This is a genomic window from Streptomyces sp. NPDC060198 (genome assembly GCF_042728415.1).
GTDB lineage: Bacteria > Actinomycetota > Actinomycetes > Streptomycetales > Streptomycetaceae > Streptomyces.
Genome location: NZ_JBHWZJ010000096.1, coordinates 1 through 22,288, shown reverse-complemented (window position 1 = coordinate 22,288; position 22,288 = coordinate 1). Strand labels below are relative to the sequence as shown.

General features: G+C 72.5%; 19 protein-coding genes. 12 read left to right on the top strand and 7 right to left on the bottom strand.

All coding sequences use genetic code 11. The features are described 5' to 3' along the window. The first annotated feature begins 102 nt into the window (after positions 1–102). The gene (locus ACFWEP_RS14905) at positions 103–915 is read left to right on the top strand and encodes a sulfurtransferase (protein WP_387370138.1); all 813 of its coding nucleotides are present in this window, start codon (positions 103–105) and stop codon (positions 913–915) included. A gap of 50 nt (positions 916–965) precedes the next feature. On the opposite strand, the gene ACFWEP_RS14900 is transcribed toward ACFWEP_RS14905, so the two are convergent. Next, positions 966–2,513, bottom strand: coding sequence for an LLM class flavin-dependent oxidoreductase (locus ACFWEP_RS14900; RefSeq protein WP_387370135.1), 1,548 nt, complete (start codon positions 2,511–2,513; stop codon positions 966–968). 21 nt (positions 2,514–2,534) lie between these two features. After that, positions 2,535–4,061, bottom strand: a complete 1,527-nt coding sequence (locus ACFWEP_RS14895; protein ID WP_387370133.1) for an MFS transporter — start codon at positions 4,059–4,061, stop codon at positions 2,535–2,537. 73 nt (positions 4,062–4,134) lie between these two features. Here ACFWEP_RS14895 and ACFWEP_RS14890 point away from each other — a divergent pair, with 73 nt between their 5' ends. From ACFWEP_RS14890 to ACFWEP_RS14880, 3 genes are all read left to right on the top strand, one after another. Then, entirely contained in the window at positions 4,135–4,656 is a 522-nt protein-coding gene (locus ACFWEP_RS14890; RefSeq protein ID WP_387370130.1) for a MarR family winged helix-turn-helix transcriptional regulator, read from the top strand. Positions 4,657–4,924: 268 nt separating this feature from the next. After that, on the top strand, positions 4,925–6,133 hold the full coding sequence (locus tag ACFWEP_RS14885) for an XdhC family protein (protein WP_387370128.1): 1,209 nt from the start codon (positions 4,925–4,927) through the stop codon (positions 6,131–6,133). Positions 6,134–6,335: 202 nt separating this feature from the next. After that, complete coding sequence (locus ACFWEP_RS14880; RefSeq protein ID WP_387370126.1) at positions 6,336–7,169, top strand: response regulator transcription factor; 834 nt, start codon at positions 6,336–6,338, stop codon at positions 7,167–7,169. A 152-nt stretch (positions 7,170–7,321) separates the two neighbouring features. Here ACFWEP_RS14880 and ACFWEP_RS14875 read toward each other — a convergent pair whose 3' ends face one another. Beyond that, positions 7,322–8,074: a hypothetical protein gene (locus tag ACFWEP_RS14875; RefSeq protein WP_387370123.1), complete on the bottom strand. Its 753-nt coding sequence runs from the start codon at positions 8,072–8,074 to the stop codon at positions 7,322–7,324. Between the two features lie 104 nt (positions 8,075–8,178). On the opposite strand from ACFWEP_RS14875, the gene ggt reads away from it, so the two are divergent. Then, positions 8,179–9,990, top strand: a complete 1,812-nt coding sequence (gene ggt / locus ACFWEP_RS14870) for a gamma-glutamyltransferase (RefSeq protein WP_387370121.1) — start codon at positions 8,179–8,181, stop codon at positions 9,988–9,990. 53 nt (positions 9,991–10,043) lie between these two features. Here ggt and map read toward each other — a convergent pair whose 3' ends face one another. Continuing rightward, positions 10,044–10,811, bottom strand: a complete 768-nt coding sequence (gene map, locus ACFWEP_RS14865) for a type I methionyl aminopeptidase (RefSeq protein WP_387370119.1) — start codon at positions 10,809–10,811, stop codon at positions 10,044–10,046. A 41-nt stretch (positions 10,812–10,852) separates the two neighbouring features. Here map and ACFWEP_RS14860 point away from each other — a divergent pair, with 41 nt between their 5' ends. The 6 genes from ACFWEP_RS14860 (at position 10,853) to hydA (ending at position 16,964) form a co-directional block, all read left to right on the top strand. Further along, positions 10,853–11,164 (top strand): helix-turn-helix domain-containing protein, encoded by a 312-nt coding sequence (locus ACFWEP_RS14860; RefSeq protein ID WP_387370117.1) that lies wholly within the window; start codon positions 10,853–10,855, stop codon positions 11,162–11,164. Between the two features lie 41 nt (positions 11,165–11,205). Continuing rightward, positions 11,206–11,586, top strand: a complete 381-nt coding sequence (locus ACFWEP_RS14855; RefSeq protein WP_387370115.1) for a PPOX class F420-dependent oxidoreductase — start codon at positions 11,206–11,208, stop codon at positions 11,584–11,586. A 141-nt stretch (positions 11,587–11,727) separates the two neighbouring features. Beyond that, on the top strand, positions 11,728–13,110 hold the full coding sequence (locus ACFWEP_RS14850) for a hypothetical protein (RefSeq protein ID WP_387370113.1): 1,383 nt from the start codon (positions 11,728–11,730) through the stop codon (positions 13,108–13,110). A gap of 218 nt (positions 13,111–13,328) precedes the next feature. Beyond that, on the top strand, positions 13,329–14,171 hold the full coding sequence (locus ACFWEP_RS14845) for a nitrilase-related carbon-nitrogen hydrolase (protein ID WP_328718489.1): 843 nt from the start codon (positions 13,329–13,331) through the stop codon (positions 14,169–14,171). Continuing rightward, a complete protein-coding gene (locus tag ACFWEP_RS14840; RefSeq protein WP_387370110.1) occupies positions 14,168–15,451 on the top strand; it encodes an aspartate aminotransferase family protein in 1,284 nt (427 codons plus the stop codon). Before ACFWEP_RS14845 ends, ACFWEP_RS14840 begins: the two co-directional genes overlap by 4 nt. Before the next feature lie 115 nt (positions 15,452–15,566). After that, positions 15,567–16,964 carry a dihydropyrimidinase gene (gene hydA, locus ACFWEP_RS14835; RefSeq protein WP_387370108.1) on the top strand — a complete coding sequence of 466 codons (1,398 nt, stop codon included), beginning with the start codon at positions 15,567–15,569 and terminating at the stop codon, positions 16,962–16,964. A 74-nt stretch (positions 16,965–17,038) separates the two neighbouring features. Here the strand turns inward: hydA and ACFWEP_RS14830 are convergent, their stop codons facing one another. From ACFWEP_RS14830 to ACFWEP_RS14820, 3 genes are read right to left on the bottom strand one after another with little or no spacing between them, the layout of a single operon-like run. Then, positions 17,039–19,105, bottom strand: coding sequence for an iron ABC transporter permease (locus ACFWEP_RS14830; protein ID WP_387370106.1), 2,067 nt, complete (start codon positions 19,103–19,105; stop codon positions 17,039–17,041). Positions 19,106–19,111: 6 nt separating this feature from the next. Further along, positions 19,112–20,098, bottom strand: a complete 987-nt coding sequence (locus ACFWEP_RS14825) for an ABC transporter substrate-binding protein (protein WP_387370104.1) — start codon at positions 20,096–20,098, stop codon at positions 19,112–19,114. Then, positions 20,095–20,994 carry an ABC transporter ATP-binding protein gene (locus ACFWEP_RS14820; RefSeq protein ID WP_387370102.1) on the bottom strand — a complete coding sequence of 300 codons (900 nt, stop codon included), beginning with the start codon at positions 20,992–20,994 and terminating at the stop codon, positions 20,095–20,097. The genes ACFWEP_RS14825 and ACFWEP_RS14820 overlap by 4 nt, the downstream gene beginning before the upstream one ends. A 249-nt stretch (positions 20,995–21,243) precedes the next feature. Here ACFWEP_RS14820 and ACFWEP_RS14815 point away from each other — a divergent pair, with 249 nt between their 5' ends. Further along, positions 21,244–22,191 (top strand): endonuclease/exonuclease/phosphatase family protein, encoded by a 948-nt coding sequence (locus ACFWEP_RS14815; protein ID WP_387370098.1) that lies wholly within the window; start codon positions 21,244–21,246, stop codon positions 22,189–22,191. The last annotated feature ends 97 nt before the right edge of the window (positions 22,192–22,288 follow it).

Below are 22,288 nucleotides of genomic sequence, written 5' to 3'. Positions count from 1 at the left end.
TCCCTACGTCCCGCGCCACCGGAAGGACCCGCCGTGCCCGAACCCGTACGCCCGCCGGCCCCCGCGCCTGTCCCCGCCGCCACCGCTTCCACCCTCCCGCCCGTGGTCGACGCGGCCTGGGTGCGCGAGCGCCTCGGCGCGCTCGTGCTCGCCGACGTGCGCTGGTTCCTCGACGGCCGCAGCGGCCGGGACGCCTACCGGACCGGGCATCTGCCCGGAGCCGTCTGGGTCGACGTCGACACGGTGCTCTCCGCGCCGGCCGACGACGTGGACGGCCGCCATCCGCTGCCGGACCCCGAGGACTTCGCCCGCGCACTCGGCGCGCTCTCCGTCGGGGACGGCACCACCGTGGTGGCCTACGACGCCGACGGCGGGGCGTACGCCGCCCGGCTGGTCTGGCTGCTGCGGAGCACCGGGCGGCCCGCCGCCCTGCTCGACGGGGGACTGGCCGCCTGGGAGGGGGAGCGGGAGACCGGAGACGTGACACCGGAACCGGCCGTGCTCACCCCCGTCGCCTGGCCCCGGGACCTGCTGCGCACCGCCGACGAGGTCGCCTCCGGCGAGGCCGTGGTTCTGGACGCCCGCGCCGCCGACCGCTACTCCGGGGCCGTCGTACTCCCCTCCGACAAGGCGTCGGGGCACGTCCCCGGGGCCCGCAGCGCCCCCTGGGCCGGCAACCTGGCCCCGGACGGCTCCTTCCACACCCCCGAGCGGCTGCGCGAGCGGTTCCGGGCGCTCGGCGTGGAGGAAGGGACCGGGGTCGTCGTCTACTGCGGCAGCGGCGTCACCGCCTGCCACGACCTGCTCGCCCTGGAACGCGCGGGCGTCACCGGAGCGGCCCTCTACCCGGGCTCCTGGTCCGCCTGGTCGGCGGACCCGTCCCGCCCGGTGGCGACGGGACAGGAGCCCGGGTGAGTGTGCGAACACCACGGAGCGACCCGCGTGACCGGGCCGCTCCGGCCGGATCACCAGCCGGTGCCGTACCGCGCCATCGGCTCGATCAACTCCGCTTCCTCGTAAGCGAGATGGGAGAGCAGTACGTCGGTGAGCAGGTCCACCGCGGCGGCCAGCCCGTCCCGGCCGCCTTCGCCCCGGACGAAGGCGACCAGCTCCCGGTCGAGCCGGTCGATCACCCCCTGTATGGCGTGGTGCTCCTCGGTGAGCCGGTCGAGGACCGGGGCGAGGCCCGGCTCGGAGCGACGCAGGTGGGGAAAGAGGTCCTGGTCCTCACGCGTGTGGTGCAGGGTGGTCACCCGGCAGTACGACGCGCAGTAGGCGCCCAGCGTCCAGTTGTTCTGACGCAGACTCAGCTTCTGGATCTCCGAGCGGGCCGCGCCGGGGTCCAGGGTCTCCGCCAGCACCTCCCGGGCCACCTCGCGGAGCCGGTCCAGGTCGGCCCGGAGGCTGTCGTGCGCGGCCACGAGATTGCGCGCGGGCGCCGGGTCGCGCCGCCGCTCCGGGCCGGCGGGCGGTGCGACGGGCCGGGTCGACTCGTCCCACAACCGCTCGGTGGAGAAACGCTCGGCGGGCGGCGGCGTGGCCCGCACCCCGAGCCGGTCCCCGTCGCCGGAGGACTCCGCCGGACGGCGGGCGGGGGGCGCGGGGGCGGCGGGCCGCGCCTGCGGTTCCGTACTGCCGCCGCCCCTGCGCGCCCGTTCCACCAGCTCCCGGGTGGCCGGAGCCACTTCCTCGCCGAACGTCCGCAGCAGATCCGGGTGGTGGGCCGGCAGCAGGAACGCGCTGGTGCCGTGCTCCAGGGCCAGTCGGGCCAGTTGCTCCGGCCACGCGGCGGGAGGCCCCTCGGGGAAACCGCCCGGCCCCGGCGAGAGGTTGTACAACCGCCGTACGTCCGCCGGGGCGCGACCCGCCCGTTCGGCGGCCTCGTCGACGATCCGGTGGCCGGCCCCGAGGCGCGCCGGGGGCACGTGCGGCACGCTGGGCAGCCAGCCGTCGCCCGCCGACCCGACCAGGTCCAGCATCCGGGGACCGACCGCCCCGACCCACAGGGACATGGGGTGGGCCGGGGCGGGGCCGGAGGCGGCCCCGTAGAGCCCGTAGTGCTTGCCGTCGAGGCGGACCTGCCGCCCCGGGGTCCAGAGCGCCCGGATGACCTCGATGGCCTCCCGGGTCGCCCGGACCGCCTCGCCGGGGGTCCTGCGCGGTCCGCCGTCCGCGGCGATCGAGTCCCAGTAGGCCCCCGCACCGAGACCCAGCTCGACGCGTCCGCCGGTCAGCAGGTCCAGGCTCGCCGCCGTGCGGGCCAGCACGGAGGGCGGACGCAGCGGCAGGTTCGCCACGTTGGGGAAGACCCGCACCCGGGAGGTGGACGCGGCGATGACCGCGAGCGCCGCCCAGGCGTCGAGCATGCCCGGCTGATAGGGGTGGTCCGGGACGCTCACCAGGTCCAGTCCGGCCCGGTCGGCCGTGCGGGCGAGGGCGACGGCCGAGTCGCCGTCCCCGGCCGAAGGCACCAGGACGGTGCCGAAGAGGAGGTCGTGTCCGTAGTCGGGCATGCCTGTGGGCTCCTGGGATCGTCAGGCGGCGCTGGGGCCGCTGCTCGGGGCGGGGGCGGCGGCCACGGCCTTGCGGCGCAAGGACCCCGGACCCGCCAGGGCGGCCAGCGTGGCCACGCCGAGGGCGACCGCGGACATCACGAACGCCGTGGTGTAGCCGGACTCGACGGGGATCGGCGTGCCCGGGATCGTCTCCGCCGCGACCAGCGACGCCGCGATCTGCGCGCCCAGCGAGCCCCCGATGGTCCGCATGATGGTGTTGATGCCGGTCGCCTGGCCGGTCTGGCTCCGGTCGACGGCGCTGACCACGAGGTTGGCGAGGGCCGCGAAGGCGAACCCGACACCGATGCCGAGGACGGCGGAGCCCGCGTACATGGCCCACTCGCTGTCGTGCGCCGCCGCGTAGACGACGAACCCGACCACGCCGATCAGGCAGGCCAGCACCAGCGGGAGCTTCCATCCGAAGGCCGCGCCGAGCCGTCCGGCGAGCGGACTCGCGAACAGCATGGTCACCGCCATCGGCACCATGAACAGCCCCGACTCGGTGACGGAGGCGTCGAAGCCGTATCCGGCCCGGGAGGGGGTCTGCGCGAGCAGCGGGACGAGGGTGAAGGCCCCGTACATGCCGAAACCGATGATGAGGGCGGTGATGTGGCTGGTCAGAACCGCGGGGCGGCGCAGCAGTTCGATGTCGATGAGCGGCTCGCGCACCTTGGTCTCCACGTACCAGAACACCGCCAGCAGCACGAGCGCGGCGACGAACAGGCCGATGACCGACACCGAGGCCCAGCCCCACGACTTGCCCTGGCTGATGGCGAGCAGCAGCGCCACGATGCCCGCACTGAGCAGGAAGACACCGGGCCAGTCGATGCGGCCGGGGGAGCGGACCGAGGACTCCTGGATGAAGGCTGCCACGGCGGCGATGCCCAGCAGGATCACGATCAGGCCGAGCCAGAAGATCCAGTGCCAGTCCAGCGCGTCCACGATCGGCCCCGGGATCACCAGGCCCACACCGAAACCGATGCCGAAGGTGGAGGAGATCAGGCCGATGGCCACCGGGACCCGCTCGCGCGGGAACTGGTCGCGCACGATGCCGAAGGCCAGCGGGAAGGCGGCCGAGCCGACGCCCTGGACGGCGCGGGCCGCGATCAGCAGACCGAGGGAGTCGGACAGGGCGGCGAGCAGGGTGCCGAGGGCGAAGACGCTGAGGCTCGCGATCAGTACCCGCTTCTTGCCGAACATGTCGCCGACCCGGCCCAGCAGCGCGGTGGCGACGGAGGCGGTCAGGAGGAAGGAGCTGATCACCCAGGAGACGCCGGTCGTCGAGGCGCCGAACTCCTCCCGGAGGTTGGGCAGCGCCGGCACGACCATCGTCTGCATCAGCGAGAAGGACAGCACCGCGAGCAGCAGGGCGGCGAACGGCGCGGCGATGGAGCGTGCGGCCGGGGTGGAGGCCGGGGCCTCGGCGGGGGTGGTGGGCGTGTCGGTCATCGAGCGGTCCTCCGGGACGTGGGCGCCGCCGTACGCGCAACGGGGCGGGAGCGCCAAATTAATATCACGACGGAATCATTACATGACGTCGTCCTTACGTCCAGGCACTGTCGTCGCGTACGATGCCGGTATGAGCGACACCGAGCAGTGCCGACCCGGCGGCAGCCCTACGGAGAGCGCCGGCCCGCGAGGGGGCCTGCCCCAGGAGGGGCTCCGCCCGCCCAGCCTGCTGGCCCTGCCCTCGTACGTCGCCAGCCACGTGGCCCGCATCGGGCACGAGGCCCTGGTCGACGCGGTGGGACGGTCGGGGCTCCGGCTGCCCCACTTCGCCACGCTCACCGCGCTCGCCGACTTCGGACCGCTGCCCCAGCACGTCATGGCGGACCGGCTCGGATTCCAGCGCAGCCATCTGGGCGGTTACCTCGACACCGTCGAGGAGCGGGGCCTGGTGCGGCGCACCCGGGACCGGGCGGACCGGCGGCGCCAGGTGGTGGAACTCACCGACGAGGGTGTCGCGGAGCAACGCCGGCTGAGCGAGGTCGCGAAGGCGTCCCAGGACGCCTTCCTGTCCTGTCTGGACCCGGACGAGCGCAAGACGCTCACCCTGCTGCTGCGTCGCGTCCTCGACGCGGACGACCGCGCGGACGGCTGACGGCCCTGGGGCGTGGTTCGCAAGTCCCGCCTGCCCGGCGACGCCTGACCGGTCTTGGCGGCCGGGACGGACGAGCGGCGCCGGGGGCGGACGGGCCGCCGGAGGTGTGGTGGCGCACGCCTCGGGCCCCGGATGGCCCGGACGGGTGCGCGTGTCCGGCGTGTCCGGCGTGTCCGGCGTGTTCCATCCGCCCCGCGCGCCGAGCGCGTGCGCCGCGCACGGGCGGTGCCAGTCGCACCAGTCGCACCAGTCGCACCTGGAGGGGCGAATGCTCGATTTGGCCGGAGAGCTGCGTCGATGGCGGGACGAGGGGAAGGACTTCGCGGTGGCCACCGTGGTCGGCGTCCAGGGCAGCGCCCCGAGGCAGCCCGGTGCGGCGCTCGCTCTGGACCGGGCGGGCACGGTACTCGGCTCGGTCTCCGGGGGATGTGTGGAGGGGGCGGTACACGACCTCTGTGAACGCGCCCTGGACGACGGGAATGCCGTGCTGGAACGATTCGGCTTCAGCGACGAGGACGCCTTCGCCGTCGGCCTCACCTGCGGCGGGATCATCGACGTCCTGGTCACCCCGGTCCTGGCGGACGCGGGCGCCGGGGCGCTGGACGACGCGCTGGACCACGCGGCCGCCGGCCGGGGCGTCGCGCTCGTACGGGTACTGGACGGCCTGCCGGAACCGGGGGGCAGACTGCTGACCGTCCGTCCGGACGGCTCACGCGCCGGGACGCTCGGCGGCGATCCCCGGCTGGACGGGGCCGCGGCGGCGGAAGCCGCGGCGCTGCTCGCCGCCGGCCGGACGGGCACCGTGACCCTGGGGGCCGACGGCTCGTACTGCGGGCGCCCGGTCACCCTCTTCGTCGAGTCGTCGGCACCTCCGCCCCGTCTGATCGTCTTCGGTGCCAACGACTTCGCTGCCGCCCTGACGCGGATCGGCGTCTTCCTCGGCTACCGCGTCACCGTCTGCGACGCCCGGCCCGCCTTCCTCACCCCGGCCCGCTTTCCCGGCGCGGACGAGGTGGTCGTCGACTGGCCGCACCGCTATCTCGCGGGAACCGACGTGGACGCCCGGACGGTGCTCTGCGTGGTCACCCACGACCCCAAGTTCGACCTGCCGCTGCTCGCCCTCGCCCTGCGGCTGCCGGTCGCCTACGTCGGGGCGATGGGTTCCCGCCGGGTGCACGGGGAGCGGGTGGCGCGGCTGAGGGCGGAGGGTGTCACCGAGGCCCAACTGGCCCGGCTCGCCTCACCGATCGGGCTCGATCTGGGTGGCCGCACGCCGGAGGAGACGGCGATCTCCGTCGCCGCGCAGCTGGTCGCGCGACGACACGGCGGTACCGGACTCCCTCTCGCGTCCACCGGGTTGCCACTGCACCGCCCGTCCTCGGCGGATCACGCCGCGGCCGGGAAAGGGGGCGCGGCGGCACCGGAAAACACTGACCGTGACACACGTCACCCTCTTCGGGCGGGAAATTCTGGATGACCGGAAGCCGCCCGCGGTGCGGTTCGGTCCGCCCGGAAGACGGGAGGCCGGGCAGGTCGGTCCGAGCGCGGGCGATTCCGCGCAATCCCCGGGCCGAGTCGTGGGTCACATATTGGATACTGTTTCATGCGACTGCAACAGTCTCTTCACCCTGTGGCCCTGTGGGTTCGCTAGTCCCGTTCGTAGAATTGCCCCCACGTACGTGACCGCACTCCGCGAACGTGTCCAGGGGGCCAATATGTCGCACACTTCGTCGCAGCGGTTGCCGGGGCCCCTCATACCGGGGGCGGCCGCACCGTCCGGCCGCGCCGGGACGGCGGCCGCGGTGCGGTCGCCGTCCGTCGGGCTTCCCGTCCGCGCCGCGCAGTCCGCGCCGGGCGGTTGGCGCATTCTCATCGTGGAGAACGACGCCTCCGACGCCTGCGCGCTGGTGGACGGTCTGCGCCGGCACGGCCACGAGGTTGCCGCCGTGGACCGTGGGAGCGCGGCCCTGGAAGCCCACGAGGACGTGGATCTGGTCCTGTTGGACCTCGATCTCCCCGACCTGGACGGCCTGGAGGTCTGCAAGGGGATCCGCGCGGTGAGCTGCGTGCCGATGATCGTCGTCACCGCCCGCGGATCCGAACTCGACCGCGTCCTCGGTCTGCAGTCCGGCGCCGACGACTACCTCGTCAAGCCTTACGGGTTCCGGGAGCTGATGGCCCGGATCGACGCGGTCATGCGCCGGGTGCGCTCCCGGCGCAGTGCGGGCGCGGCGATCGACCGCGGTCCTCTGCACATCGACGTGAATTCCCGTGAAGTCCGACTCGCCGGACGGAACGTGGGGCTGACCCGGAAAGAGTTCGATCTTCTCTGCGTGCTCGCCTCCTATCCGGACACCGTAATTCCGAGGAAGAGGTTGCTCCAGCAGGTGTGGGGTGATTCATGGTCGAGGCGGACCGTGGACACGCACGTCAGCAGCCTCCGCGGAAAACTGGGGGCCAATGGATGGATCATTACCGTGCGAGGGGTCGGATTCAAACTCGGAAGTGGTTGAACCGCCCCCGTCGAACCGCCCCCGTTGAACCGCCGCCCGTCGAACCGGCTCGCACGCCTTTTCTGGCTCGCCGGCTTCGCCTCCCGCGTTCTCGGCGGTCCGGTTTCCCGGAATGCCGATTTTCCCTCCTGTGCCGCCGCCCGGTGTCCCGCTCAGGCGGTGGCTTCGGTGGCTTCGGTGGCGAGGGCCGGCGCGGGGAGAGGGGTCTGCGCGGCTCGCGTCACGTCCGCCACCACCTCCACCATGTCGGGGCCGTACGCCTCGGAGTTGACGACCTTCAGCAGCAGGCAGAAAGTCGAGTCGCGGTAGGTGCGCGTCAACTTCTCGTAGTGGCGCACGAGATGGCGGGCCGCTGCCTGGTTGGTGATCGCGCGCTGGCCGCAGAGGAGGAACACCGGCCGGGCCTCCCGGCCGATGCTCAGCCGGGCCAGCAGTACGTGTTCCAGGACGCCGTTCTCCACCGGGTAGTACTCCGTGCCGATGCGGAAAGAGGCCCGGTCCGGGCCCGGTTCGCGGTCGGTGTTCACCCGCACGCCGGGAAGCAGGGACTGGAGGTGGGCGGCCATGCGCCGGTTGGATCCCGGACCGCCCACGCAGTACTCCGTGCGCTCGCCGAAGCCCTGGCGTGCCGTGTCGTGGGAGAGGATCTGCGCGTGCGCCCCGCACTCCTTGATCATCGCCGACAGCTCCAGCAGGGCGAAGACGTCGTGGCGGTGCACCGCGCCGTCCGTGCCCGGGTCCCGGTTGACGACCAGCAGGCATTCGGAGTTGGCCGGAAGGCCGAAGAAGGCCTGCTTGCGGCGGAGTTTACGGCGCCAGAGGTAGGTGCGCGCGAGCCAGCCGAGAGCCGCGCTCACCCCCGCGGCGATGACGCCCAGCACGATGTTGCGTACGTCGTCGGTCATGGCCGGGGATAGTAGCGGGCATCCGGGTGCCTGTTCGAGGCGGTCCTGACGATCCGGTCGGCCCGGGGTTAGTCTGCGCGGACGGTTCTCAACTGGAGGTACGCATGCGTCGTCCTGTCGGACGGAACGTATCGGTCCTGGCCGTGCTCGCCGTGGTGGCGTCCGTCGGGGCGGCAGCCCCCGCCGGATCCTCGCCACGACCAGGCTTACCGGCCAAGACGCCGGTGGCCGCGGGATACGGGGGAGCGGTGGCCAGCGTGGACGCGGACGCCACCGCGGCCGGTATCGAGGTGCTGCGCAAGGGCGGCAACGCCGTGGACGCGGCCGTGGCGACGGCCGCCGCGCTCGGGGTCACCGAACCGTACTCGGCCGGGATCGGCGGCGGCGGGTACTTCGTCCTCTACGACGCCAAGTCCCGTACGGTGCAGACCATCGACGGCCGTGAGACGGCGCCGCGCAGCGCGGACTCCTCGCTCTTCCTGGAGGACGGCAAGCCGCTCGCCTTCAACGACGCCGTCACCAGCGGACTCGGCGTCGGCACCCCCGGCACCCCCGCCACCTGGGACAAGGCGCTCGATACCTGGGGCACCAAGTCGCTCGGCGCCCTGCTGAAACCCGCCGAGCGCCTGGCCCGTGACGGGTTCGTCGTGGACGGCACCTTCCGCAGCCAGACCGAGGGGAACCAGGAGCGGTTCGCCGACTTCCCGGATACCGCGAAGCTCTTCCTGCCCGGCGGTGAACTCCCGGTCGTGGGGTCGGTGTTCAAGAACCCGGACCTGGCCCGTACGTACGAGAAGCTCGGCCGTGAAGGCGTCGAGGAGCTCTACCGGGGCGACCTGGCCGACGACATCGTGCGCACCGTGCGCAAGCCTCCCGTCGACCCGGCGTCCGGCCGTGTCGCGCGGGCCGGCGACCTGACCGCCAAGGACCTGAAGGCGTACCGGGCGCTGCGGCAGGCGCCGACCAGGGTGGGCTACCGCGGACTCGACGTCTACGGCATCGCGCCCTCCTCGTCCGGCGGCACCAGCGTCGGAGAGGCCCTCAACATCCTGGAGTCCACCGACCTCTCGAAGGCGAGTCGGGCGCAGTATCTGCACCGGTTCGTCGAGGCGAGCCGGATCGCCTTCGCGGACCGGGGGCGCTGGGTCGGCGACCCGGCGTTCGAGGACGTCCCCACGGCCGGACTGCTCAGTCAGCGGTTCGCCGACTCGCGGGCCTGCCTCGTCCGCGACGACGCCGTGCTGACCAGCCCGCTGGCGCCCGGTGACCCCACGTCCCCGACCCCGTGCGCGACGGGCGGAACCGCCGCCCCGACGACCTTCGAGGGGGAGAACACCACCCACCTGACGACCGCCGACAAGTGGGGCAACGTCGTCGCCTACACCCTGACCATCGAGTCGACCGGTGGCAGCGGCATCACGGTGCCCGGACGCGGGTTCCTGCTCAACAACGAGCTGACGGACTTCTCCTTCGCGCCCGCCAACCCGGCCGTGCACGACCCGAACCTGCCCGGTCCGGGCAAGCGCCCGCGCTCCTCGATCTCGCCGACGATCGTGCTCGACCACGGGAAGCCGGTGCTGGCGCTCGGATCGCCCGGCGGGGCGACCATCATCACCACGGTGCTCCAGACCCTGACCGGCCGGCTCGACCGCGGGCTGCCGCTCGTCGATGCCATCGCGGCGCCCCGCGCCAGTCAGCGCAACGCGGCGGCCACCGAGATCGAGCCCGCCCTGTGGGACAGCCCGCTGCGGGCCCAACTGGAATCCCTCGGGCATGTGTTCAAGTTGAACCCGGAGATCGGCGCGGCCACCGGCGTCGAGCGGCTGCCCGACGGGCGATGGCTCGCCGCGGCGGAGACGGTACGCCGGGGCGGCGGCTCGGCCATGGTGGTGACGCCGAGCGGCGGCAGGCGCTGATCGAGGTCCGCCGTGGGCGGCCCGCGACGTCCGCGGACCGCCCGCCGGGTCGCTCAGAGCGCCGTCAGGATGCGGGGGCCGTCGTCGGTGATGGCCACCGTGTGCTCGGCGTGGGCGGCCCGGCTGCCGTCCGTGGTCCGCAGTGTCCAGCCGTCCGGGTCCGGCCGGAAGCGGTCTCCGCCGCCGGCGATCAGCATCGGCTCGATCGCCAGCACCATGCCGTTGCGCAGGGGGAGCCCCCGCCCCGGACGCCCCTCGTTCGGCACGGACGGGTCCTCGTGCATGGCCCGGCCGATACCGTGCCCGCCGAACCCCTCGGGGATGCCGTAGCCCGCCGCGCGGCAGACCGTGCCGATCGCGTGGGCGATGTCACCGATGCGGTTGCCGACGACGGCCGCCGCGATGCCCGCTTCCAGTGCCGCGTACGCGGTGTCGATCAGCAGCGTGTCGGCGGGCCGTGCCCGCCCCACGGTGAAGCTGACCGCGGAGTCGCCCGCCCACCCGTCCAGCAGCGCGCCCGCGTCGATGCTGACCAGGTCGCCGTCGCGCAGCCGGTAGCCGTCGGGGATTCCGTGCACGATCGCGTCGTTCACCGACGCGCAGATCACCGCCGGAAACGGTACGGGTGCGAAATGCGGGTGGTAGTGGAGAAAGGGTGATCCGGCCCCGGCCTCACGCAGTACGTCGCGCGCCACTGCGTCGAGGTCACGCAGGCTCACGCCCTCCACCGCCGCCTCGCGCGTGGCGGTCAGCATCTGCGCCACGACCCGGCCGGCCTCCCGCATCGCGGCCAGGGAGGTCTCTGTCTTGAGTTGCACCATACCAATTACTATACCGGTCCATGCGGTATTAGAATGACGGCATGGTACGAACGCCCCTGACCCCGGAAGAGCGCCTGCGCGGCGAACGGCTCGGTGCCCTGCTGCGCGAGGCGCGCGGCGAGCGCAGCATGGTCGCCGTCGCGGCGAGCGCCGGCCTCTCCGCCGAAACCCTCCGCAAGATCGAGACCGGCCGCGCCCCGACGCCCGCGTTCTTCACGGTGGCGGCCATCGCCGCCGCCCTCGGGCTCACCCTGGACGAGATCCTCGCGGGCTGCGCCGAGGAGCCCGGCGAGGCGGAGCCGGCGGGACCCGTGCCCGTACCCGCCGGGTATCTGCTGCCGCTCGGTGCCTGAGGGCTGCCGTCGAGCCCGTGGCGTGGCCTTAGGCTCGGGCCGTGACTCTCCAGGACTTCGCGCGCAGCGAGTACGTCAGCCTGACCACCTATCGCAAGGACGGCACCCCCGTCGCCACGCCGGTATGGGCGGCGGTCGACGGCGGGACGCTCTACGTCTGGACCCGCTCGGACTCGTGGAAGGTGAAGCGGCTCCGCCGCGACCCCCGTGTCCGCGTCACCGTCTGCGACGTCAAGGGCCGGATCGCGGACGGTACGGCCGGTGTGGAGGGGACCGCACGGCTCGTCGAAGGGGCGGGCATGGCGGCCGTACGCAAGACTCTGGCCCGCAAGTACACCTGGAAGTTCTGGCTGGTCGACTGGCCGGCCATGGTCGTACGGCTCGGAAAGCGGCCGCACACCGGGATCGCCGTGACCTTCTGAGAGGCCGCGCGCCCCGGACTTACCGTGCCTCGGACTTCCCGTGCCTCGGACTCGAAAAGTGGGCGTAGCCGCGCCGTAACACGGCTGCGGTCGAATGCGAGCTGACTGGAGGGTTCCAGCCGAGGGCCGACGAGGGCGGCGATGACGGTGCGTCAGCAAGTGGTCGAAGTGGATGAATTCGCTTGGTTCCTGGGAGAGTTGGCTGCTCGCCTTGATCCAGGGAGCGGTTGGTACGGAGTCTTCGTCCGACGTGATCCCGCCGGGATGCGGGCCTGCTTCGAGGGCGTCGAGATACCGCCCTGGGACGTTGTCGAGTCGCTCCTGCAGGATCTGGCCGCCGTCTGCGGTACGCGATTCGCCGAACGGGAGTCCGTGCGGGCCGCCTCCCTCTATTCGGCATCGGCGGCGGCCCGCGACCGGCTCCCCGGCGGCCGTCGGGAGCTGAACCAGCGGCTGGAGTTGATGATCCGCGAGCAGGAGGAGGCGGCCAGCCGACTGCGCGCCGCCGGGGCGGGCGGAGCGCGTACCGCCGACCGGCAGGCACGCGCCTGGGCCGAGGACGACCACCGCCGCGCCTGTGCCCGCTGCGACGAACTCCGCACCCGCCTGGCGGCGATCGCCGCCCCGAGCGGCTGGTTCCGGCCCGAGGTGGACGGATACGGGGCTGACGGACACGGGGAGAGCCCCGGGGGTGCGGTGCGGGCGCGGCGTGCCCCGAAAGCCCTTACGGAACAAGTGACTTCCTTGCCCGCCGCGCCCGCACCGCCCGAGCCGGCAGGCCGCCCCGTCCGGAAGCCGGTGCGCGGGAAGCCGCGTGGGGCCAGATTCGCGGGACTGGAGGCCGACGAGGCCGGGCCCCCGCCTTCGGTGCTCCCCCTGCTGCCCTCCGCCGCCCCGTCCGCGCCGAAGCCCCGCGGCGCCCGCTTCGGGGCCGCCGCCCCGGCGGCGGACGCGGGCCCCGATGGGCCGGCGCCGGTCCCGGCCGCCGACCCGGAGACCGTACGGGCCGCCGCCGACGCGGTCGCGCAGCTCCTGGCGATGCGGGCCGAGGGGCGCACGGGAGAGGCGTACGCGGTGCTCTGCGAGGCGGCGGCCTGGCCCGCCGAGCGGCTGCCGGTGCTGGCGGTGGCACTGGGGCTCGCCGGTCTCGGCGCCGACTGGGCCACCCTGCTCTGGGAGGTGTCCTCGCTGCCACCGGCCGGGTTGGCAGCGGCGATCGCCTCCCTCGCGGAAGCCGGGCGCGGCGAGGACCGCGGGCAACTTCTGCGACAGGTCGCTTCCCGGCCGGCCGAGGAGATAGCCGACGCGGCGGTCGCACTGGACCTCGCGGGCCGGGAGGCCGAGGCGGAGGAACTGCTGGGCGCCTTCGTCCGGGTCAGGTCCCCGCAGGACGCCGCGCGCATCGCCGGCGCGGGCCCCGCCCGTCTCGTACCGCAACTGCTGGCGGCGGCCCGTGCGGTGTCGGCGGCCCGGGAGTGGGACCTCGTGCACGCTCTGAGGGTCGCGGGCGTAGCCGGTGTCTGACGACCGGTCATGAGCGGGCGCCGGGGCCCGTCCGGGCTGCTTCCGGCGTGTCGGGTGGGGGTACGGGCCGCTCGGCTGCGAAATGTGATCGACTCGGCCGGTTCACGGCGACGGTCTTGCCCCGCCGTGGGGAGGGGCTTACGTTCTCCTCCTACCTTCCGTGTCCACCCGCGTAGAAAACGCGTAGAGGCTCTGACGTCGCGTCGAAGGAGCAGCTCATGTCCCACGTCGTTCGCGCCGCACTCGTCCAGGCGACCTGGACCGGCGACACCGAATCCATGATCGCCAAACATGAGGAGCACGCGCGCGAGGCCGCCCGGCAGGGGGCGAAGATCATCGGGTTCCAGGAGGTCTTCAACGCCCCGTACTTCTGCCAGGTGCAGGAGCCGGAGCACTACCGCTGGGCCGAGCCGGTGCCGGACGGCCCGACGGTCTCCCGGATGCAGGAACTCGCCCGCGAGACCGGCATGGTCGTCGTGGTGCCGGTCTTCGAGATCGAGCAGTCGGGCTTCTACTACAACACCGCCGCGGTGATCGACGCCGACGGTTCGTACCTCGGCAAGTACCGCAAGCACCACATCCCGCAGGTCAAGGGTTTCTGGGAGAAGTACTACTTCAAGCCCGGGAACGCCGGCTGGCCCGTGTTCGACACGGCGGTCGGCAAGGTGGGCGTCTACATCTGCTACGACCGGCACTTCCCCGAGGGATGGCGTCAACTCGGCCTCAACGGAGCTCAGTTGGTCTACAACCCGTCCGCGACCTCGCGCGGACTCTCCAGCTATCTCTGGCAGTTGGAGCAGCCCGCCTCGGCCGTCGCCAACGAGTACTTCATCGCCGCGATCAACCGGGTCGGCCGGGAGGAGTACGGCGACAACGACTTCTACGGCACGAGCTACTTCGTCGACCCGCGGGGCCGGTTCGTGGGCGACGTCGCCAGCGACAAGGAGGAGGAACTCGTCGTCAGGGACTTGGACTTCGACCTGATCGAGGAGGTCCGCAACCAGTGGGCCTTCTACCGCGACCGCCGGCCGGACGCCTACGACGGGCTGGTGGAGCCGTGACGGACCTCCACGCGCGCCACCGCGCGGTCAGCCCCGACTGGCTCACCCTCTACTACGAGCGGCCGCTGGAGATCACCCACGGCGAGGGGCGCCACGTCTGGGACGCGGACGGCAACCGCTATCTGGACTTCTTCGGCGGCATCCTCACCACGATGACCGCGCACGCGCTCCCCGAGGTGACCAAGGCGATCAGCGAGCAGGCCGGGCGGATCGTCCACTCGTCCACGCTCTACCTCAACCGCCCGCTGGTGGACCTCGCCGAGCGTGTCGCCACCCTCTCCGGAATCCCGGACGCCCGGGTCTTCTTCACCACCTCCGGCACCGAGGCCAACGACACGGCGCTGCTGCTCGCCACCACCTACCGGGGTTCCAACCAGATCCTCGCGATGCGCAACAGCTACCACGGCAGATCGTTCTCGACCGTCTCCGTGACAGGCAACCGGAGCTGGTCGCCCACCACCCTCTCCCCGCTCCAGACCCTGTACGTGCACGGCGGGGTACGCACCCGGGGACCGTACGCGGATCTGACCGACGCCGAGTTCACCGCGGCCTGCGTACGCGACCTGGAGGACCTGCTCGGGCACACCCGGGGGGCCGCCGCGCTCATCGCCGAGCCGGTCCAGGGGGTCGGCGGCTTCACCTCGCCGCCGGACGGCCTCTACGCGGCCTTCCGCGAGGTGCTCGACCGGCACGGCGTCCTGTGGATCTCCGACGAGGTGCAGACCGGCTGGGGCCGGACCGGCGACCACTTCTGGGGCTGGCAGGCGCACGCCGAGAACGGCCCGCCGGACATCCTCACCTTCGCCAAGGGCATCGGCAACGGCATGTCCATCGGCGGAGTGGTCGCCCGCGCCGAGGTGATGAACTGCCTGGACGCCAACTCCATCTCCACGTTCGGCGGGTCGCCCGTCACCATGGCGGCCGGCCTCGCCAACCTCACCTACCTCCTGGACCACGACCTCCAGGGCAACTCCCGCCGGGTCGGCGGACTGCTCATCGAACGCCTGCGGGCCCTCGCCGCCCCGGTGGCCTCGGTACGCGAGGTGCGCGGACGCGGACTCATGATCGGGATCGAGCTGGTGGAGCCCGGCACCGACCGGGCGAACCCCGGGGCGGCAGCAGCCGTCCTGGAGGCGGCGCGCGAGGGCGGACTGCTCATCGGCAAGGGCGGCGGACACAGCACCAGCGTGCTGCGCATCGCCCCACCGCTCTCCCTGTCCGTCGCCGAGGCGGAGGAGGGCGCGTCGATCCTGGGCGAGGCCCTGCGCGCGGCGGGCTGACCGGTGCACGGCGGGCGGCCGAGAGGCGGCCCGCCGCTTCCACCCCCTTCCGCATCACCACCCCCGGGGGCCAGGCTCCCCGTGGGTCCCTTCCCGGCACAGCGAGGAGAGGCATATGAGCCGCACCGTGATCCACGGCGGACTCGTCGTCACCGCGTCCGACGAGATCCACGCCGATGTGCTGATCGAGGGGGGCCGCGTCATCGCGCTCGCCGCCCACGGCAGCGACGTGGCCGAGGGCTGGACCGGGCGGAGGATCGACGCCACCGGAAAGTACGTGATCCCGGGCGGGGTGGACGCCCACACCCACATGGAGATGCCGTTCGGCGGCACGTACGCCTCCGACACCTTCGAGACCGGGACCCTGGCCGCCGCCTGGGGCGGCACGACGACCATCGTGGACTTCGCCATCCAGTCCAAGGGCGGGTCGCTGAAGGCCGGGCTCGACGCCTGGCACGAGAAGGCCGAGGGGAAGTGCGCGATCGACTACGGCTTCCACATGATCATGTCCGACGTGAACGCCTCCTCGCTCAAGGAGATGGACCAGCTCGTCTCGGCCGGCGTCACCTCGTTCAAGCTCTTCACCGCCTACCCCGGGGTGTTCCTCTCCGACGACGGCCAGATCCTGAGGGCCATGCAGCAGGCCGGCTCCAACGGCGGGCTGGTGATGACCCACGCCGAGAACGGCCTCGCCATCGACGTCCTGGTCGAACAGGCGCTGGCGCGCGGCGAACGCGACCCCCGCTACCACGGGGAGGTACGCAAGGCGCTGCTCGAAGCGGAGGCCACGCACCGGGTGATCAAGCTCAGCCAGGTGGCCGGGGCGCCCCTCTACGTCGTGCACGTGTCGGCCCAGGAGGCCGTCGCCGAGATCGCCCGGGCCAGGGACGAAGGCCTCCCGGTGTTCGGCGAGACCTGTCCTCAGTACCTCTTCCTGTCGACCGACAACCTCGCCGAACCCGGCTTCGAGGGCGCCAAGTACGTCTGCTCCACCCCGCTGCGCCCCAAGGAGCACCAAGCGGCGCTCTGGCGGGGGCTGCGGACCAACGACCTCCAGGTCGTCTCCACCGACCACTGCCCGTTCTGCTTCAAGGGGCAGAAGGAGATGGGGAGGGACGACTTCAGCAAGATCCCCAACGGCATGCCGGGCGTGGAGAACCGGATGGACCTCCTCCACCAGGCCGTCGTCGACGGGCACATCGGGCTGCGCCGCTGGATCGAGATCGCCTGCGCCACCCCGGCCCGGATGTTCGGGCTGTACCCGAAGAAGGGCACCATCGCCCCCGGATCCGACGCCGACATCGTCCTCTACGACCCACACGCCGAGCAGACGATCTCGGCCGCCACCCACCACATGAACGTCGACTATTCGGCGTACGAGGGCAAGCGCCTGACCGGGCGGGTGGAGACCGTGATCTCGCGCGGCGTCACCGTGATCGACAAGCACTCCTACGTCGGACACGCCGGGCACGGCACCTACCTGCCGCGCGGGATCTGCCAGTTCGCCCACTGAGGCCGTGTCCGGACGCACGTACGCCCCGCCTCCCCGAGAAACGCGACAGGGAAGGCGGGGCGTACGCGGGCGGCTCAGCGGCGGGTACGGACCAGCAGGTAGAGGAAGTACGGGGCACCGATGACCGCGGTCATCAGGCCCGCGCCGAGCTGCGCCGGGGCGATCACCGTGCGGCCCGCCATGTCCGCGAGACAGACCAGGATCGCTCCGAGCAGCACCGCGACCGGGACGACCCGCGCGTGCCGACGGCCGACCAGCGCGCGCGCCGCGTGCGGGGCGACCAGACCGACGAAGCCGATGAGCCCGGCCGCCGCGACGGCGGAGGCCGCGAGCAGCACCGACACGACCAGGAAGCCGAGCCGGGCCCGGGTGAGATGCAGACCGAGGAGCCTCGGGGTGTTCTCGTCCAGCGCGACGAGGTCCAGCTCCCGGCGGCGTACCACCGACCAGACGAGGCCCCCCGCGAGCACCACCGCGACGGGCAGCACGTCGGGCATGTTCCGGCCGTAGGTGGAGCCGGAGAGCCAGGTCAGCGCACGCGTCGTGTCGAACGGGTCGCTGAGCACGATGACCAGGCTGATCAGCGCCGTGGTGGTGGCGAACACCCCCATGCCCAGCAGGACCAGACGGTTCTGCCCGAAACCGCTGCGCGCCGCCAGTCCGAAGACGAGCCCGGAGGCGACGGCCGCCCCGGCGAACGCCGCCCCGGCGATCACCCAGGAACTCGCGGCCGTCACGGTGGTGACGACCAGTACGGCACCCAGCCCCGCGCCGCCCGTGACGCCGAGGATGCCCGGCTCCGCGAGCGGGTTGCGGGTCACCGCCTGCACCAGCGTGCCGGACAGGGCCAGTGCGGCGCCCGCGAGGAGGGCCGCCAGCACCCGGGGGACCCGGGTGTCCAGGACGTAGGTGACGACCCGTCCGGACTTCCCCTGCGCCCAGTTCACGACGTCGCCGAGCAGCAGCTTCGCGTCGCCGACGAGTACCGCCGCGACGACCACGCCCACCAGGGCCACGACGAGGACCGTCACCGTGACCAGGTAGGCCGTCCGGCCGGGAATCCGCAGCCGGTCCGGCGCCTCGGCCGAGGCGGTGTCCTTGGTGCGGAGCGCCATCGCGACCAGGAAGACACCGCCGACCACGGTCGTGACGACGCCCGTGGGCACCTCCACGGCGAGGTCGGCGGGGACGAGTGCCCGCAGCAGCACGTCCGCGCCCAGGATGAGGGCAGCACCCATCAGCCCGGCGACCGGCATGCCGACACGGAACCGTACGAGCCCGCGGTACCGGCGGGCCAGCGGGCGTACCAGCGCCGGGGCGCAGAGACCGACGAAACCGATCGGCCCGGCGAGCGTGACCGCCGCCGCCGAAAGCAGCGTGGCCAGCACGACGGTGGTGATCCGGGTGCCGCGTACGGGCACCCCCAGTCCCCGCGCGGCGTCGTCGCCCAGGCCGAGCGCGTCGACCCGGCGGGCGACGAGCAGCAGCCCGGCGAGTCCCACCACGACGGCGGGCAGCATCTGCTGGACCCCGTCGAACCCGTTCTGTCCGATGCCGCCCTGACCCCACCGGTAGAGACCTTCGGTCTTCTGCGGGAAGAGCAGCAGCAGCGCCTCGGTCACCGCGTTCAGACCCAGCATCAGCGCACTGCCCGCGAGGACCAGACGTACCGTCCCCTTGCCGAGCCCGGACAGCCCGAGCACCACGGCCGCGGCGGCGAGGCCGCCGACGAACGCGGCACCGGAGGAGGCGAGGAACGGCAGCGAGACACCGGTGACGGCGACCACGCCGAGCGCCAGGTACGAACCGGCGTTCACCGCCAGGGTGTCCGGCGCGGCGAGGACGTTGCGGCTGACCGCCTGGAGGGCACTGCCGGCCGCGCCGAGCGCCAGCCCGACGAGGATGCCTGCGACCATGCGCGGCAGCCGGGACGCGATGACGACGGAGGAGTCCCCGGTGTCGGCCCGGCCGAGGACCGCGTCCCAGACCTGGGACGCGCCGACGTCGGCGGTGCCCTGGGTGATGTCGACGACGGCGAGGACCAGGACGAGCAGCACGAGCCCGGCCGTCACCGCGACCGCGCCCGTCGTGGCCGCGGCGGTGCGGTCACGGCCGACCGCGGTGTTCTCGATGACGGCCACGGCGCGCTACTTCTTCGTCAGGGCGTCGACGAGAGAGTCGGCGTACGCCTCCATGGAGCGGGGACCACCGAACATCCAGACGCCGTCGGGCAGCCGGTGCACATTGCCGTCCTTGACGAACGGAAGCGACTTCCAGACCGCGTTCTTCGACAGGTTGTCGGCGAACGCGTCGCCGTCCACGTCGTTGGCGACGTAGGTGAAGTGGACGTCACCGAGCTTGGTGAGGCCCTCGACGTCGGTGGTCGCGAGACCGTAGGCCTTGTCGCCCTCCACGGTCCAGGCGTTCTTCAGACCGAGCTGCTCGTTGACCGCGCCCAGCAGGGACTTGGCGGTGTAGGCGCGGACGGAGACCTGGTTGGCGTCGACGTAACCGTCGGCGGAGGCGATCGAGGCGCCGCCGAGACCGGCGTCCTCCAGAGCCTTCTTGTTCTCGGCGATGTTCGCCTCGAACTCCTTCTTCACCGTGTCGGCCTCGGCGGTCTTGCCGGTGGCCTGCGCGATGAGGTCGAGACCCTTGGTCATGGTGCCGACCTGGTCGGCACCGTCGGCGGAGGTCACCTGGATGACCGGGGCGACCTTGCGCAGCTGCGCCACCACGTCGGGGGAGAGGTCGTCGGTGGCGACGACGAGGTCCGGCGCCAGGGCCGCGACCGTGTCGATGCTCGGCTCGCCACGGGTACCGATGTCCTTCGGGCTGCCGGTCAGCGGGGCCGCGGTGTTCCACGCGGCATACCCCTTGATGTCCGCCACGCCCACGGGAGCGACGCCCAGCGTGACCAGGTCCTCGATCACGTTCCACTCGGTGGCGACGACCTTGGTGGCCGGCCCGTCGAGCGTCACCTTGGTGCCGGTGGCGTCGGTGACGGTGATCTTCTGGGAGGCGGGCGTCGCGGAGGCCGCGGAGTCGTCCGTGGACGGCTCCGAGGTGCCGCAGGCGGTCAGCGAGAGGGCGGCGACGGCGACGGTGGCCGCGGCGAGGAGGTGACGCTTCATGAGGAGGTGCTGAGCCTTTCGGATCTGGAGTGGTGGCGGCCTATCGCGCGGGTGCGCAGCCGGCCCGTGGACGGATCGGTGTCGACGTCGATGCGGATGCCGTAGACGTCGGACAGCAACTCCGGTGTGAACACGTCCTCGGGCGCGCCGTCGGCGACGACGCGTCCCGCGTGGAGCAGAGCGACCCGGTCGGCGACGGCCGCCGCCTGGTCGAGGTCGTGGAGCACGACACCCACGGCGATACCGTGGAAGTCGGCGAGATCGCGCATCAGGTCGAGGAGTTCGACCTGGTAGCGGAGGTCGAGGTAGGTGGTCGGTTCGTCCAGGAGCAGGACGCCGGTCTCCTGCGCCAGGCAGCTCGCCAGCCACACCCGCTGGAGCTGCCCGCCGGAGAGCTGTTCGACGCCGCGACCGGCGAGGTCCTCGACACCGGTGAGGGCGAGGGCGCGGTCCACCGCGGCGGCGCCGTCCGGGTCGGGACGACCCCAGCGGCCCCGGTGCGGGTAGCGGCCGAACTCGACCACGTCCCGCACGCTGAGGCCGCCCGGCGTGGACCGGGACTGGGTCAGCAGCGCGACGCACTTGGCGAATTCGCGGGCGCCGAGCGCGAAGGCGTCCGTGGCCTCCTCGGTGCCGGCGTCCACGGTGAGCGAGCCGCCGCGCGCGTTCTGGAGCCGGGCGAGCGTACGCAGCAGCGTCGACTTCCCGCTGCCGTTGGGACCCACCAGGGCGGTCACCTCGGCGGGCCGCAGGGCGAGGCTCGCCTCGTGCACGACGTCCGTCCGGCCGTAGGCGACGGTCACCGCGTTCGCGGACAGTCCGTGACCGCGCGTCTGTGGCACGTCGGCAGCCGAAGGGGCGTACGCCGTGCCGGAAGTGCTCTCACCAGCTTTCATGTGGCTTAGGTTAGCCTGCCCTTAGATGTGGTGGAACATCACCCCTGGTCACAAGATGGCGACGATGGAAGGGCCCCTGCGCGCGCTCCGGTGGGGACGGTGCGGAGACGGCATGGGCGAGGCGCGGGACTTCTGCCCGAGGGTTGTCCCGCCAGGAATCGCGGGACAACACGCTTTAGGATCACCAGCGTGCCGACGCGGTGCGGCGTCCGGCCGCCGAGCGGCCGGACACAAGGAGGGGGACCGACGATGCGACTTCACGACATCCGACGACGTGGCGCCCGAATCGTGCTCGCGGGAGCGCTGGGCGCGGTGCTGTCGTCGGCGGCGGTAGCGGCACAGGCCGAGGCGGCGGCACCTCATACGTACACGGTGTGGCAGTGGAACGTGGCCGGGAACACCATCCACGACGGTTCCACCACCGACGGCATGGTGGATCAGGCGGCCGCGTCCATCGTGAACCGGGCGGCCGACTTCGCCGGGTTCAACGAACTGTGCAGGGGGCAGTACGACGCCCTGGTGACCGCGCTGCGCGCCAAGGGCTGGCCCGCGGACACGCAGAACTTCGCGCGCTTCGAACCGAGCCGCCCGGCGGGCAACTCCTCGGTGTGCAACGGCGAGGCGTTCGGCAACGCACTGTTCGGCAAGCAGCCGCTGGGCACCGCGGCCCGTATCGCGCTGCCGGACGACGGCTCGGCCGAGAAGCGGAACCTGCTGTGCGCGCCGCTGGCCGACACCCCCGCCATCCGGTTCTGTACGACGCACATCACCACGAACCAGTCGTTCAACGTGGCCCAGCTGGATGCTGTGCGGCAGAAGCTGGAGTCCTATCACGCCGCCGGCGAGACGGTCCTGATCTCGGGCGACTTCAACGCCCAGCCGCACTACGGCCGACTGAACCCGTTCTACGCGCCGAGCCTCGACGTGCCGAACAACGGCAACAACACCGGTGCGTACCGGGAGCTCGACGACAACGACACGGGCAACTGCCTCGGCTACGGGGAGTGGACGGCGGAGGGTACCCCCGGCGCGGCGCCCCCGTGCGGGGGCAAAGCGAAGATCGACCTGATCTTCGTCCGCGAGAGCGCGTTGGCCGGCTCGTACAGCGAGGACTCACTCGCCATCTCCACGTCCTGCACGGGCGTCGCGGCCTGCTCGGACCACCGGATCGTCGTCGGCACGGTGACCGTCGCCTGAGGGCCGTCCCGATCAGGCCCGAGCGTTCGGACGGACCGAAGGCCGGCGCGGCGCCCCCGTGCGGGGGCAAAGCGAAGATCGACCTGATCTTCGTCCG